A 13,519-nucleotide genomic window follows, 5' to 3' on the forward strand; every position below is an offset into this window, starting at 1 on the left:
GAGAGCAGTTTAATCTCTCGCTATGAATTTTTATTTGGAGAATATAATGAAAAGAAAAATGAACAAGCAGTCTGGCTTTACGCTTTTAGAGGTGATGGTTGTTGTCGTCATCTTAGGTATTTTAGCGAGCTTTGTTGTTCCTAACCTTTTAGGTAATAAAGAAAAAGCGGACCAACAGAAAGCCATCACTGACATTGTTGCCCTAGAAAATGCACTGGATATGTACAAGCTAGACAACAGCGTTTACCCAAGCACTGACCAAGGTTTGGAAGCGTTAGTTAATAAGCCGTCCAGCCCAGAACCACGCAACTACCGCGATGGTGGTTACATTAAACGTCTGCCTACTGACCCTTGGGGCAATGATTACCAATACCTGAGCCCAGGTGACAACGGCAATATCGATATTTTCACTCTTGGTGCCGATGGCCAAGAAGGCGGTGAAGGGGTCAATGCTGACATCGGTAACTGGAATATTCAGGACTTTCAATAAGGCAGAGGCGGCATAAGCCGCCCTCTTTTTCCCATGCGTCAAAGTTATCCGACTCTTTCTCGAACCGGCTTTACCCTGCTAGAAATCTTACTGGTTCTGGTATTGGTTTCACTCGCTTCGGTTGCAGTGATTTCCACCTTACCGACCAGTTCAAAAGATGTGGCAGAAAAGCAGGCGAAATCCCTTTTTCAGCGCGTTTTGTTGCTGAATGAAGAAGCGATGCTCAGTGGTCGTGATTTCGGTTTACGTGTTGATGAAAAAAAGTCGGCCTACTACCTAATGTCTTTGGAAAGTAAAGGTTGGCAGAAACTCAATATCGACCAAATTCCTTATGAGACAAAGCTGAACGAATCAGTGGCGATCACTCTCACATTAGGTGGAGGGGCGTGGGCAGATGATGATCGCTTGTTTAAGCCGGGCAGTCTGTTTGATGAAGAGATGTTTGCTGAACATAAAGAAGAAAAAAAACTGCGCCCACCACAGGTGTCTATTGTCTCTAGTGGTGAAGTGACACCATTTTCTATTGCCATTTATCCCCAGCAAGGTGATCAAGAGCAGGATGCTTGGAAAGTCGTGGCAAAAGAAAATGGCGAAGTGGTGCTATTGGCTCCGGGAGAAAGCGAAGATGAAAGCTAAGCGGGGCATGACACTGTTGGAAGTGTTGGTGGCGCTTGCGATATTCGCAACGGCAGCGATTGCAACCATTCGTTCTGTTAGCCAGCACATTAACACGTTGAATTACTTGGAAGAAAAAACATTCGCGGCGCTGGTTGCTGATAACCAGATGGCGAAAGTCATGCTAGCAGGCAGTAAACCGAGTAAGAAAAAAGGCAAAGAAGAATTGGCAGGGCGAGAATGGTTTTGGTCAGTAGAACCGGTGGAGACTGCAGGAGATATATTGCAGGCGTTTGATGTCAAGGTTGCCACCAGCGAGAAAAGTTCGCCAGTAGTCACGGTGAGAAGTTATGTGCCGAAATAAGCAGTCAGCTTTCCAAAGCGGTTTTACTTTAATTGAAGTTTTGGTCGCCATTGCTATCTTTGCCAGTTTGAGCGTCGGTGCTTATCAGGTACTCAATCAAGTTCAGCGCAGCAATGCTTTGTCGCTTGAGCGAAGTGAACGATTGAAAACACTGCAACGGGCTCTGGTATTTATGGACGGTGATTTTCGCCAGATGGCATTGCGTCAGACTCGCACCAATGGCGAAGAATCGAATGGCCTATTGCTGCACTGGAAAGAGTATCTACTTGATTCCGATGCGAAAGGGATCATGTTTACTCGCTTAGGCTGGCACAATCCTCAGCAGCAATTTCCCCGTGGCGAAATCAGCAAAGTAGGTTACCGAATCAAGGATGATGTGCTCGAGCGTGTTTGGTGGCGCTATGCGGATACGCCCGCAGGGCAAGCGGGAATAACGATGCCACTGATCGACAAAGTGGAAAAGTTTAATGTGAAGTTCTTTGACGGCTCAGATTGGAAGAAAGAGTGGGATCAGAAAGCCATGCTGCCTCAGGCTGTAGCCGTTGAACTTGAGCTGGAAGATTACGGCAAAATTGAACGCATTTATATGACAGCGGGTGGTGGCATAGGTGGTGCTGAGGAGAAAAGCGATGACAGCTAAGCGTCCTCAGCGCGGTGTTGCTCTGATTGTAATTTTACTGCTCCTTGCCGTTATGGTCAGTATTGCCGCCAGTATGGCCGACCGTTTGTTCAGCCAGTTTAAGCGTGCTGGCAGCCAAATCAATTATCAACAAGCGTACTGGTATAGCTTGGGGGTTGAAGCACTAGCAAAATATGGTATTGAGCAAAGCTATAAAGACAACGATGACAGTATTAATTTGTCGCAGCCTTGGGCTCAAGAGCTGGACAGTATGCCGCTGGACTATGGCACGGTAAGCGGTAAGTTATATGATGCTCAGGCATGTTTTAATATCAATGCGTTGTCTGAGTTGGAGCAAACCGCAGGGTCTGCGCAGTTACCTTTTCTCGTGGAGAAGTTTCAGAACCTACTAGAAGAGCTGCAAGTGGATAATTATGAAGCAGAAACCGTTGCACAATCGCTGTGGGAATTTGTAGACAGTAATGATTCCGTTAATTCATCGTCTGGTGTCGAAGACAGCCATTACGAGGGGCTGTCTCCCGCTTATTTGAGTGCCAATACCTTGCTGGCTGACAGCAGCGAGCTGCGAGCGGTGAATCAGGTGAGTGGTGAAGTGATGGAAAAAGTCAGCCCAATGATCTGTGCGTTGCCGACCACGGACTTTCGCCTCAATGTGAACACCATTATGCCGGAGCATGCCGCTTTGTTGGCGGCGATGTTCTATCCGAACCTGAGTACATCTCAGGCCAAACAGATTTTGGAAAATCGTGGCCCCGATGGCTGGGCATCAACGGATGACTTTTTCGCTGAATCCGACCTGAGTGGTTTGAGTGAGGATGTTAAAAAGCAAGTCAAAGGTTACTTGAGCGTCGATAGCGTCTATTTCGAGCTGGACGCTGAGGTGCTAGTGGATAAATCCAGGGTGCGAATTCGCAGCCTGTTGTTTAGTAATAATCGAGAAACTGCAACGGTAATACGCCGTCGCTTTGGAGGGATCGGTGAACGAGTTTCTAGTCGTTCGGCTGAGCAAAAGTAAAACAGCAGCGATTCAATGGCTGGTTTGGTCAGAAAGCCAAAAGGAAGTGATAGCGAGCGGCGAACTGCAAGATCATCAGGATTTAGCTGAGCTTGCCAATTACGCTGAAGGGCGTCAGGTCGTTGTTTTGGTGTCAGCCGCTAATTTGGTTCTGACTCAACTAGACGTTCCTGCAGGTGCCAATCGTCAATTTGACTCTATGCTGCCATTTATGTTGGAAGATGATGTGGCTCAGGATGTTGATGAGCTGCACTTTACTGTATTAGCCAAAGAAGCTGGTCAGGCCTATGTCTGTGGGATTGACTATCACTGGTTGGAATCCATCTTGGCAGATATGCAGCAGTTGGGTCTTGTGGTGCGTAAAGTCATGCCAGATGCGTTGGCATTGCCACTTGATGACAACTGCGGTTTGAGTGCGGTGGAGCTTGATGGTCAATGGCTGGTCAAGAAAGGTCAGTTTAGTGGAGTGAGTGTTGAACCTGCTTGGCTGCCTCTTCTCGTTCAATCTGATTGGGTAAAGCAGGGGGAAGATTACCTACCACTGCAAGCATTTTCACCATTACCAGAGCTGCCTTATGCCGATGGACAAGAATGGCGTAATGAAGAGCCGCAATTAGTGATGCAGTTGCTTGCTGAGCAAGCGGTAAAGAGCAAAACTAATCTGCTGTCTGGTGAGTTCAAGCCAAAATCTTCCTTGGGTCGTCACTTGAAAGTGTGGCGCAAAGCCGCGATTGCTGCAGGTGTATTGATTGTGGTCTTAAGCGTGGATAACTGGCTGCAGATTCAGAGTGCAGAAACACAAGCCAATGCTTATCGTCAGGAAAGTGAGCGTATTTTCCGCCAAATGACGAATAAGAATAAAATTCCGACTGTCACCTATCTCAAGCGCGAAATGGAGCGAGAGGAAAGCAGGCTGTCCGGTGGCGGTAGTGGTGACTCGGTACTTGAGTGGATGGTGAAGATGCCACAAGTGATGAAGCAGGTCCCAGGCCTTAAGCTGACCAGCTTCAAATATGACAGTACTCGTGGCGAAGTAAGGCTTCAAGCGCAAAGCAACGACTTTCAGACATTTGAAAAAGCGCGTGAGCTGATGTCGAGTCAGTTTACGGTTGAGCAAGGGCAACTGAGCAAGTCGGGCGCTCTCGTTAATGGCACCTTTGTGCTTAAGCGTTTATAGGGGAGCCGTGATGAAACAGTTAATGACTTCACTGCAAACGTGGTGGATGGGAACGAGCCAGCGTGAACAACGCTTGCTCATTGCGTGTGCTATTTTACTGCTCCTTGGCGTGATTTACTGGGGCGTTCTGCAACCTGTCAGCCAACGAGCAGAAATGGCGACGAACCGAATTCAAAGCGAAAGACAGCTACTGAGTTGGGTGAAAAACAAAGCCGATAATATTAGCCAGCTGCGTGCTAAGGGGGGTGTCGCTTCCTCGGATTTGCCGCTTAACCAGTCGATTTCTTCTACGGCAGCTCGTTTTGGTGCTGAGTTGGTGCGAGTGCAACCAAGAGGGGAAGAGCTTCAGGTATGGATTCAACCGATGCCGTTTAATCGTTTGGTGGAATGGATGACTTTCCTCAAAGAAAAGCATGCTGTTTCTGCGACCTTTATTGACATTGATAAAGCTGAGCAAGAAGGTGTGGTTGAAATCAAGCGCTTACAGTTTGTGAAAGGGTAAGATTAAGTGAGAAAAGTTATTTTACTCAGTCTGGCTTTGATTATGGTGTTTATCACCAGTGCGATAGTCCATATTCCTGCTCAGGTGGTGTTGAGCTATGCACCATTACCACAACAGTTGGTGATCAATGGTGTCTCGGGGACGGTCTGGGAAGGAAGAGCCGCCAGTGTAATTTGGCAAAAACAGAAGCTAGGTGCACTGCATTGGCAACTGGCACCGTTGAAACTGTTAACGGGTAAAGCGGAAGCGCAAGTTCGTTTTGGTCGTGGTAGTGATATGCAGATCACAGGCCGTGGTATCGTGGGATACAGCACTTCTGGGCCTTATGCGGAAAACTTGATTGCGTCTTTGCCGGTTGAAAAAATTCTTGAGTTCACGCCTCCGATGCCGATTCCCGTTGAGCTGACGGGACAGGTCGAACTGAGTATTAAATCTATGGTTTATGCGTTGCCTTACTGCCAAATGGGAGAAGGATCGTTGGTGTGGAATACCGACAAAGTGGTGACTCCACTTGATGAGCTGTATGTTGGACCTGTGGTTGTGGACTTTAGCTGTCAGGACAGTTTGATCACATTGAAGGGTGACCAGAACAGTGAGCAAGTCAGCAGCGCTGCAGAAGTAGTGCTTGAGGCAAACCGTAACTATCAGGCATCAGCTTGGTTTAAGCCGGAAGGGAAATTTCCCAGCTCACTGGCTGAGCAGTTAAAATGGTTACCATCGCCAGATGGAGAAGGGCGCTACCAATTTACCTATCAGGGGCGCCTGTAAACACAGAGACATAATAAAAGAGCGGCGTCATGTCGCTCTTTTTACTTAGCTTACTTTCCTTGAGTAGGGAAACTGATTTGGGCGCGTAAACCGCCACCACTGCGATTATTAATGATCACGCTGCCGTTGTGCTGACTGGCAATACGCTTGACAATCGCTAGCCCAAGCCCTGTGCCTTCACTACCTCGCGCGGCATCGCCACGGGTGAAAGGTTCAAACAGCTTCGCTATCTGGCTTTGTTTAATACCTGGGCCGTTATCTTCGACACAAACCCATACCAGCTTGTTATCAGCGGTGACACCAGTGCTGACTTTGACCCAGCCATTTCCATAACGGATGGCATTAACAACCAGATTACTCACTGCACGCTTGATGGCGATCGGGCTGCCGCTGGTCAATTTTATCGGATGCTGAAGCTCGGTTTCTATTTGGATTTCATAGCCTCCCTCAGAAGTGGCGATATCATTGGCGATTTCATTCAGATCAACGTCGATAAACGATTCTTTATTGACCGGTTTGAGGTAGTCCATAAACTGGCTGATGATTTCATTACACTCTTCTGTGTCGCTGATTATGCCTTCCGCTAAATAACTATCCTCTGGTGACATCATCTCAGTCGCGAGGCGGATGCGTGTCAGTGGTGTCCTTAAATCATGACTGATACCCGCCATCAGTAGTGCACGGTCTTCTTCCAATGCTTGAATCCCTTTCGACATCTGGTTAAAGGCTCGGGTGACGGAGCGGATTTCTGATGTGCCTTTTTCTAGTAAGGGGGGAGGGATTTCGCCACGGCCAACGCCTTTAGCCGCCTTTTCCAAGGCGATCAAAGGCCGGTTTTGTAAACGAATGAATAACCAGCCTCCTGCAACGATCAATAATGCCATCACCAAGCTGTTATGAAATAAGGGAGCGAAATCTTCTTCCTGTAATTCAGATAGTGGAATGCGCAGCAGCGAGCCGGGTAGAGAGTCAATTTTCATCCATAGAATGTAGCTGTCGGAACCGAGCATCATGCGCACATCGGTGGCTGAGCCGAGCTCTTTACTCATTTCCTCGCTCATCAAGTCGATGCTCACCGCATGGTAGTACTCATCTGCTATTGGGCTGTCATCAGCATGAATGGTTACACCTAATTGTTCCAGCACACGTCGACGTAGAGGGGCATCCATAGGTAGGCCATCTTTAAATGCGGCCGAGTCATCGAGCATCAGGTTGATTTCATGACCGAGGATCTTGTTGAACTGCTGCAGGCTTGGCATCAGTGCATAGTTAAACACGGCGTAATAAGAGTAAACCTGACTGGCAATTAGTAGGGTGAGAAAAATGAAAATAGACTGGGTAAACGAGCTGCGAATACGCATATATTCGACCTTGTGAACGGTGAAAGCAAAGAGTGCGAGACATTGTCTCGCACTCTTATTGAATTAGCTATTAAGCTTCTTTGCCATCTGGCACAAATACGTAGCCTAGCCCCCACACGGTCTGGATATAGCGAGGTTTGCTAGGGTCCACTTCAAGCATACGGCGCAGACGGGAGATTTGAACGTCAATCGAACGCTCCATGGCAGAATATTCACGACCACGAGCCATATTCATCAACTTATCGCGTGACATCGGCTCACGGGCGTTAGTGACCAGCGCTTTCAACACAGCAAACTCACCGGAAGTGAGAGGCATGGCTTCATCTCCACGGAACATCTCACGTGTGCCTAGATTAAGGCTGAATTCACCAAATTCGACAATCGACTCCTCCGCACTCGGTGCCCCAGGCAGCTCTGTGGTTTGGCGACGTAAGACAGCTTTGATGCGAGCAAGTAGCTCACGAGGGTTGAACGGCTTTGGCAAATAGTCATCGGCACCGACCTCTAAGCCGACGATACGATCAATTTCATCCCCTTTGGCGGTGAGCATTAGGATGGGTAATGAGCTATTTGCATTTCTCAGTCGACGGCAAATGGATAGGCCATCTTCACCTGGCAGCATTAAATCAAGCACCATCAAGTGGAAGTTTTCACGGGTTAACAGGCGGTCCATCTGTTCACTGTTAGCAACACTGCGTACTTGGAATCCTTGTTCAGACAAGTAACGCTCTAGCAATGCACGCAGGCGTGCATCGTCATCAACGACTAAGATCTTGTGATTTTCTTGCATGTAATGATTCCACCTATTAAATAAGCTTAGCGCTTTGACAGAGCCGCTGTTCAGCCCTTTTTCACAAGTCAGAATGTAACATTGTTCTGAGGAAAGTGGCGCAAAGAATTGTTAACGATTATTACCTTTTTCACTCCTTTTTAGCTAATGTATACGCCATATTCAATTCACTAGCGTCAGAAATATGAAAACAAACCTAATCACACGCGAAGGCTTTGATCGACTTAAAAAAGAACTCGATTTTTTATGGAAAGAAGAACGCCCAGAGGTGACTAAAAAAGTAACGTGGGCGGCGAGCTTAGGTGATCGATCTGAGAATGCGGATTATCAATATAACAAGAAGCGTCTACGTGAAATTGACCGTCGTGTGCGCTATCTACGCAAACGCTTAGAGCAGGTGAAAGTGGTGGATTATGCGCCGCAGCAGGAAGGTAAAGTGTTTTTTGGGGCGTGGGTTGAAGTAGAAAATGAAGCGGGAGATGTAAAGAAATTTCGTATTGTTGGTCCGGATGAGATTTACGGTGATGCCAAGGATTACATTTCGATTGATTCCCCGATGGCTCGAGCGTTATTAAAAAAAGAAGTTGATGATGAATTCAGTGTCAGGACGCCAGAAGGCGAGAAAGAGTGGTTTGTGAACAGTATCCGCTACTCAGAATGACACCAGTGCCGCGCCGGTGAGCGCGGCACTGAGTTACTATTTTTCGTAGTCAGGTTCATCCGTCACGATATAGGCTTGGTCACTGCTGACGATCGCTCCGTATTTGAGAAAGTTCTCTCCTAAAATCATGCTGTAATGGAAACGGCCTCTATCTTGCAAATTGACGCGAATCGTTTGGTCTATCTCTCCTAGTCTGACTCGCATCTCGACCACTGGGCGAACGTTGTCTTTTTCGCCTTTCTTGGCTTTAATTCTCATCACATCGACCACTTCCCGTGTGAACTCCTGTTTCATGCCGACATCATTTTCGTAAGTGAAAGTGACCATGTCTTTGCCGTTTTTCTGAAACTGTTTGATGTTTTGTGCGTTTATCGAGCTGACATCAGCGCCAGTATCGAGTTTGACGGGAAACGACAACTCTTCCACTTGGGCAACTTCGATGTACCCTGCTTTGAACAACGGGTGCGGTGTGAGCAGGTTTTCAGTTCTGGTATTTAACAGCACACCATTTTTAGCCATGCTATGCCCCATGACGAAGAAGGGTTGAGCATCGCCTTTCCCTAGTTTGTCGATAGCGAACTCCAGCTCGCGTTTTTTGTCTCCTAACTCGAATACGCCCTCGACAACCGGACGAACGGATTTACCAACTTTGAGTTTACGCAGGACAGGCTTAGTCACCGTTTTCATTTCACCTTGGCTGTTTTCAAGAGTGAAACTGACCTGCTCTTTGCCATTTTTATTACTTAGCTTGAACTTTGTAACTCTCAGAAGCGGTGTTTTGACGACAAAGCTCGGATGAGCAGGGAGCTGGTAATCTTGATCTATGGTGATGGTTTCCTTTGGTGAGATCACCAGAGGGTCTGATTTAAGAGCGCTTTTAAAGCTGGTGTCGGCGCCTTGGAGCAGGTTTTCTTTCTCGGTGTTGATCACAAAGTGTTCGCTGGCCACATCGCGCCCGAGGCTAATCTGGCTGTCTAAATGGCCGCGATCACGCAGATAAACCAGCCAGTGTTGAGTTTGGTCTTGATTAAGTTTGACGGGTAAGTACACCAGAGGGCGTTCAGCTTCGCTTGTTTTCAAAGTGCGAATCAGAGGCAATGTCATAGACTTTCTCTCACCGTTCTCTCCCTCCAGTTTGAATGAAACTAAGTTGTTCTTCTTATCGATGTTGACATCCAGAGCATGAGCATTGGAGTAGCGGCTGGTGGTTGCTACGCTGACCTTATAAGGTAGGCCATCGACTTGCACCGTTTCTTTCTTGCCGATTACCTGAGCGTGAGGTTGTTCTTGCAGATAGTCATACCCAGCCATGACCCAGGCATTGTCTTCTAGGAAGGTTTTACCAATCAGAATCGGTGCGGAAAATTGACTGCGTTTGGTGAGATTGATCATGGCCTCGACTGTTCGTCCGCCGATGGTCAAAGGCATCTTGACCGCCGGACGGAGAATTGGCTTTTTGCTGGTTCGACTGCGAATAATGCTGATGCGTTCTAGATCATCTTTAATATTAATATTTTCACCTGTGTATGGGTGACGGATGGTGAAGGCAATGGTGACCTGATAAGACAAATAGGTTTCCGTTGTACGTTTGAGTTTCTTCTTACGTCGGTCGTTAACTACCGCCCACAGCAGATCGTTGTCGGTCAGGTGTTTAAAGTCAGGGTGTGTGCTGGATAGATGAATGTTTTCGGCGTGAATCGAGGTGGTATCGGCACCAGTATCGATCTTACCCATAAAAGGAACATCTTTTAGCTCTGGAATATCGTTGTAGTAGACGTTTTCTATGCGGCCTAGAATCAGATCGTTATCCACCTGATAAGCTGGTTGCTGTGTGGTGGCTGAAAGGGACTCTGACCAAGCGTGTGGAGTGGTTAACAGAACGCTGGTTAACGTCAAAAATAAAGAGAGCTTTTTCATGCAATGGTTTCCAAACAAATCAAGGTATCGATATAAGTAAACGATTTCACGTAAATATAACTGACTTAAATATAATGAATAAATGCACAATGCGACTGCAGTTTTGACACAAATGTGCACAGTGTCTATCAAGGAACGGTGATTTTTTCAGGGTAAGATTAAAAACATTGCAAAATCGATGAATTGCCCCAATGTCTAGGGCTGAAATACTCCTTCACATTATAGAATTAAGAGAATCCACGGATGAGCCAAGCTATCTGTCAAATGATTGCTCAAGAACTGAATGTTCGTACTGAGCAAGTTACCGCTGCTGTTAATCTGATCGATGATGGTAATACGGTGCCATTCATTGCCCGTTACCGTAAAGAAGTGACAGGTGGTCTGGACGATACCCAATTACGTAATCTCGACAGCCGTTTAGCGTATCTGCGTGAACTGGATGATCGTCGTCAGACGATTCTGAAATCCATTCAGGAACAAGGCAAACTGACGGCTGAGCTTGAAACGGAAATCAATCAAGCGGATAGCAAAACTCGCCTTGAAGACTTGTATCTGCCATACAAACCTAAGCGTCGCACCAAAGGCCAGATTGCGATTGAAGCTGGCTTGGAGCCGCTGGCGGACAAACTGTGGAACGAACCGCAAACGGATCCCGAACAGGAAGCAACGCATTACATTGATGCTGAAAAAGGGGTTGCTGATGTAAAAGCGGCTCTTGATGGTGCGCGTGCCATTGTTATGGAGCGGATTGCTGAAGACGCTAACTTGCTAGAGAAAATTCGTCTTCATCTGAACCGTAATGCAGAGATTATGTCTCGTGTTGTGGAAGGTAAGGAGCGAGAGGGTGAAAAGTTCAAAGACTATTTTGAGCATAATGAAGCACTGAGCAAGGTGCCTTCACACCGCGCACTTGCAATGTTGCGTGGGCGAAATGAAGGCTTTCTGACATTGGCGATGAATGCTGACCCTGATCAAGAAGAGGGGGCGCGTCAATCGTATTGCGAAACCCTGATCGCGGACCATTACGGTATCTCGCTGAGTCAGGCGCCTGCTGATGGTTGGCGTAAGCAAGTGATCAGTTGGGCGTGGCGCATCAAAGTTTCGATGCACATGGAAACCGAGTTGATGGGCGCGATGAAAGAGCGGGCTGAAATTGAAGCGATTGAGGTGTTTGCCACGAATTTGAAAGATTTGTTGATGGCAGCACCGGCTGGCCCTCGTGCCACATTGGGGCTCGATCCTGGTCTGAGAACAGGCTCAAAGATCGCGGTTGTAGACTCAACAGGTAAGGTACTGGCAACCGAGACAATTTATCCTCACCCACCACAGAACCAGTACGATAAGTCGGCACAAGTGGTGGCGAAACTGGTGCAACAGTTCAATGTTGACCTCATTGCTATTGGTAATGGTACCGCCTCACGTGAAACCGACAGCTTCGTCGCCGATCTGATAAAGCGTAACAACCTAAAAGTGCAGAAGATCATGGTGAGTGAAGCGGGGGCATCGGTTTATTCCGCTTCTGAATTGGCCGCGAAAGAGTTTCCACATCTTGACGTGTCATTGCGCGGCGCAGTGTCGATTGCTCGTCGTCTGCAGGACCCACTCGCGGAGCTAGTTAAAATTGACCCTAAATCGATTGGTGTTGGCCAATATCAACATGATGTCAGCCAGTCAATGTTGGCTAAGCGTTTGGATGCCGTGGTTGAGGATTGTGTAAACGCCGTGGGTGTGGATGTGAACACGGCATCCCCTGCTTTGCTGACTCGTGTTGCTGGCTTATCGAGTACCCTTGCTCAAAATATCGTTGATTACCGCGATGAACATGGCCGCTTTGAAGCGCGAACCACATTGAAGAAGGTGGCGCGCCTTGGGCCTAAGGCATTCGAACAGTGTGCCGGATTCCTACGTATCATGGATGGTAAAAACCCGCTAGATGCGTCATCCGTTCACCCAGAAGCTTACCCAGTGGTAAAAGCGATAGCGGAGAAAAACAGCAAAGACGTTCGTGCTTTGATTGGTGATACTCAGTTCTTACGAGGGCTTCATGCGGTCGATTATACTGATGATAACTTCGGTGTTCCGACGGTCAGTGACATTATTAAAGAGCTAGATAAACCGGGGCGGGATCCTCGTCCAGAATTCAAAACCGCGACATTTGCCGATGGGGTGAATCAAGTGTCAGATCTTGAGCCAGGGATGGTATTGGAAGGAGTGGTTTCTAACGTGGCCAACTTTGGCGCTTTCGTTGACATTGGTGTGCATCAGGATGGCTTAGTGCATATTTCAGCATTGACGGATCGCTTTGTATCGGATCCGCGCGAAGTAGTGAAAGCCGGTGATATCGTGAAAGTGAAAGTGATGGAAGTGGATATCCAGCGTAAACGTATCGGTTTGTCGATGCGTCTTACCGATGAGCCAGGTCAGGATAATCGTTCGCAACGCTCTTCAGATACTCGCGCTCAGCAGCGTCAAAGCCATGGTAGCAAAGGTGCTCAACGACGTCGTGATGAACCTGCTAGTGGGGCGATGGGCGGGGCGTTTGCTGCTGCCTTTGCCAAAGCGAAAAAATAACCCCTAGAAAGACAAATCCCCGCAATCGCGGGGATTTTTTCGGCATTTCCTAATCATTTGGCTTAGGAACTACAACACCGCAATGACATCTGAAGGTGTATTGGGTGCAACCGCATCACCATAGTGAAACTTAATCACAGTTCTGCGTTTGGCCATTTTGCCTTCAGTTATCGCCGCATCGATTATGTGCCTAGGTAACCGAAAGCGCATTGCGTAGCCTTTGCCCTGATCTTCGCTGTAGCTATCCAGAGCAATCAGCTGGAAAATCCGTTCGAGTGTATCTTTAGGATCTTCCTGATAAGTAGCTTTGACTTCTTCTTGTTCACCGGTTTCATAGCTTGGATGCTCTGCCGGATCCCAAGAGGATTGCCTTCGCCTTTTATCATCGGCTTTAACTTTACGTTCAGCGTTACTTTTGGTTAATGCCACTGTTGGAGTGACGGGTTCGCGAACTTTATTGTCTCGAGCTGCCTGCTCCGTTTGCACATTAACCGATGGGGCGATCAGCGGTACACTTACATTGGTAGGTGATACGAGCATTTAAACCTCCTCACGCCCAGCCAGAAAATGCAATAAAACAGCGTTTTCTTGGCTCGATTATTTATCGGCCTTGATAGTCAAAATTTTAGCGTATTAGGCAAAATAATT

The 13,519-nt window shown here is 47.5% G+C and carries 14 protein-coding genes; 10 read left to right on the forward strand and 4 right to left on the reverse strand.

All coding sequences use genetic code 11. The features are described from left to right. Positions 1–46 precede the first annotated feature (46 nt). From gspG to gspN, 8 genes are read left to right on the forward strand one after another with little or no spacing between them, the layout of a single operon-like run. A complete protein-coding gene (gspG, locus tag CTT30_RS00480; protein ID WP_239837880.1) occupies positions 47–490 on the forward strand; it encodes a type II secretion system major pseudopilin GspG in 444 nt (147 codons plus the stop codon). Positions 491–523: 33 nt separating this feature from the next. Continuing rightward, positions 524–1,126, forward strand: coding sequence for a type II secretion system minor pseudopilin GspH (gspH, locus tag CTT30_RS00485; protein WP_239837881.1), 603 nt, complete (start codon positions 524–526; stop codon positions 1,124–1,126). Further along, complete coding sequence (gene gspI, locus CTT30_RS00490) at positions 1,116–1,469, forward strand: type II secretion system minor pseudopilin GspI (protein ID WP_239837882.1); 354 nt, start codon at positions 1,116–1,118, stop codon at positions 1,467–1,469. The genes gspH and gspI overlap by 11 nt, the downstream gene beginning before the upstream one ends. Then, on the forward strand, positions 1,456–2,109 hold the full coding sequence (gspJ, locus tag CTT30_RS00495) for a type II secretion system minor pseudopilin GspJ (protein ID WP_239837883.1): 654 nt from the start codon (positions 1,456–1,458) through the stop codon (positions 2,107–2,109). Before gspI ends, gspJ begins: the two co-directional genes overlap by 14 nt. Next, positions 2,099–3,124, forward strand: a complete 1,026-nt coding sequence (gspK, locus tag CTT30_RS00500; RefSeq protein ID WP_239871757.1) for a type II secretion system minor pseudopilin GspK — start codon at positions 2,099–2,101, stop codon at positions 3,122–3,124. Before gspJ ends, gspK begins: the two co-directional genes overlap by 11 nt. Next, complete coding sequence (gene gspL / locus CTT30_RS00505) at positions 3,087–4,301, forward strand: type II secretion system protein GspL (RefSeq protein ID WP_252035700.1); 1,215 nt, start codon at positions 3,087–3,089, stop codon at positions 4,299–4,301. The genes gspK and gspL overlap by 38 nt, the downstream gene beginning before the upstream one ends. A gap of 10 nt (positions 4,302–4,311) precedes the next feature. Beyond that, positions 4,312–4,803 carry a type II secretion system protein M gene (locus CTT30_RS00510; protein ID WP_252035701.1) on the forward strand — a complete coding sequence of 164 codons (492 nt, stop codon included), beginning with the start codon at positions 4,312–4,314 and terminating at the stop codon, positions 4,801–4,803. A 6-nt stretch (positions 4,804–4,809) separates the two neighbouring features. Continuing rightward, positions 4,810–5,571 (forward strand): type II secretion system protein N, encoded by a 762-nt coding sequence (gene gspN / locus CTT30_RS00515; RefSeq protein WP_252035702.1) that lies wholly within the window; start codon positions 4,810–4,812, stop codon positions 5,569–5,571. Positions 5,572–5,621: 50 nt separating this feature from the next. On the opposite strand, the gene envZ is transcribed toward gspN, so the two are convergent. Both envZ and ompR read right to left on the reverse strand, forming a co-directional pair. Next, positions 5,622–6,932, reverse strand: coding sequence for a two-component system sensor histidine kinase EnvZ (envZ, locus tag CTT30_RS00520; protein WP_252035703.1), 1,311 nt, complete (start codon positions 6,930–6,932; stop codon positions 5,622–5,624). Between the two features lie 70 nt (positions 6,933–7,002). After that, entirely contained in the window at positions 7,003–7,722 is a 720-nt protein-coding gene (gene ompR, locus CTT30_RS00525) for an osmolarity response regulator transcription factor OmpR (RefSeq protein ID WP_239837889.1), read from the reverse strand. A gap of 184 nt (positions 7,723–7,906) precedes the next feature. Here ompR and greB point away from each other — a divergent pair, with 184 nt between their 5' ends. After that, positions 7,907–8,383 (forward strand): transcription elongation factor GreB, encoded by a 477-nt coding sequence (gene greB, locus CTT30_RS00530; protein ID WP_252035705.1) that lies wholly within the window; start codon positions 7,907–7,909, stop codon positions 8,381–8,383. A gap of 36 nt (positions 8,384–8,419) precedes the next feature. Here greB and CTT30_RS00535 read toward each other — a convergent pair whose 3' ends face one another. Continuing rightward, entirely contained in the window at positions 8,420–10,300 is a 1,881-nt protein-coding gene (locus tag CTT30_RS00535) for a putative ATP-dependent zinc protease (RefSeq protein ID WP_252035707.1), read from the reverse strand. Positions 10,301–10,543: 243 nt separating this feature from the next. Between CTT30_RS00535 and CTT30_RS00540 the strand changes: the two genes are divergently transcribed. Next, the gene (locus CTT30_RS00540; protein ID WP_252035709.1) at positions 10,544–12,871 is read left to right on the forward strand and encodes a Tex family protein; all 2,328 of its coding nucleotides are present in this window, start codon (positions 10,544–10,546) and stop codon (positions 12,869–12,871) included. Positions 12,872–12,940: 69 nt separating this feature from the next. Here the strand turns inward: CTT30_RS00540 and CTT30_RS00545 are convergent, their stop codons facing one another. Beyond that, the gene (locus CTT30_RS00545) at positions 12,941–13,411 is read right to left on the reverse strand and encodes an ATP-dependent Lon protease (protein ID WP_239837893.1); all 471 of its coding nucleotides are present in this window, start codon (positions 13,409–13,411) and stop codon (positions 12,941–12,943) included. Positions 13,412–13,519 lie beyond the last annotated feature (108 nt).

Source organism: Vibrio coralliilyticus (genome assembly GCF_024449095.1).
GTDB lineage: Bacteria > Pseudomonadota > Gammaproteobacteria > Enterobacterales > Vibrionaceae > Vibrio > Vibrio coralliilyticus_A.

Bases quoted from the DNA above. Each gene is read 5' to 3' on its own strand.
- gspG (WP_239837880.1), top strand. From the start codon at position 47: ATGAAAAGAAAAATGAACAAGCAGTCTGGCTTTACGCTTTTAGAGGTG.
- gspH (WP_239837881.1), top strand. From the start codon at position 524: ATGCGTCAAAGTTATCCGACTCTTTCTCGAACCGGCTTTACCCTGCTA.
- gspI (WP_239837882.1), top strand. From the start codon at position 1,116: ATGAAAGCTAAGCGGGGCATGACACTGTTGGAAGTGTTGGTGGCGCTT.
- gspJ (WP_239837883.1), top strand. From the start codon at position 1,456: ATGTGCCGAAATAAGCAGTCAGCTTTCCAAAGCGGTTTTACTTTAATT.
- gspK (WP_239871757.1), top strand. From the start codon at position 2,099: ATGACAGCTAAGCGTCCTCAGCGCGGTGTTGCTCTGATTGTAATTTTA.
- CTT30_RS00510 (WP_252035701.1), top strand. From the start codon at position 4,312: ATGAAACAGTTAATGACTTCACTGCAAACGTGGTGGATGGGAACGAGC.
- envZ (WP_252035703.1), bottom strand. From the start codon at position 6,932: ATGCGTATTCGCAGCTCGTTTACCCAGTCTATTTTCATTTTTCTCACC.
- ompR (WP_239837889.1), bottom strand. From the start codon at position 7,722: ATGCAAGAAAATCACAAGATCTTAGTCGTTGATGACGATGCACGCCTG.
- greB (WP_252035705.1), top strand. From the start codon at position 7,907: ATGAAAACAAACCTAATCACACGCGAAGGCTTTGATCGACTTAAAAAA.
- CTT30_RS00535 (WP_252035707.1), bottom strand. From the start codon at position 10,300: ATGAAAAAGCTCTCTTTATTTTTGACGTTAACCAGCGTTCTGTTAACC.
- CTT30_RS00540 (WP_252035709.1), top strand. From the start codon at position 10,544: ATGAGCCAAGCTATCTGTCAAATGATTGCTCAAGAACTGAATGTTCGT.
- CTT30_RS00545 (WP_239837893.1), bottom strand. From the start codon at position 13,411: ATGCTCGTATCACCTACCAATGTAAGTGTACCGCTGATCGCCCCATCG.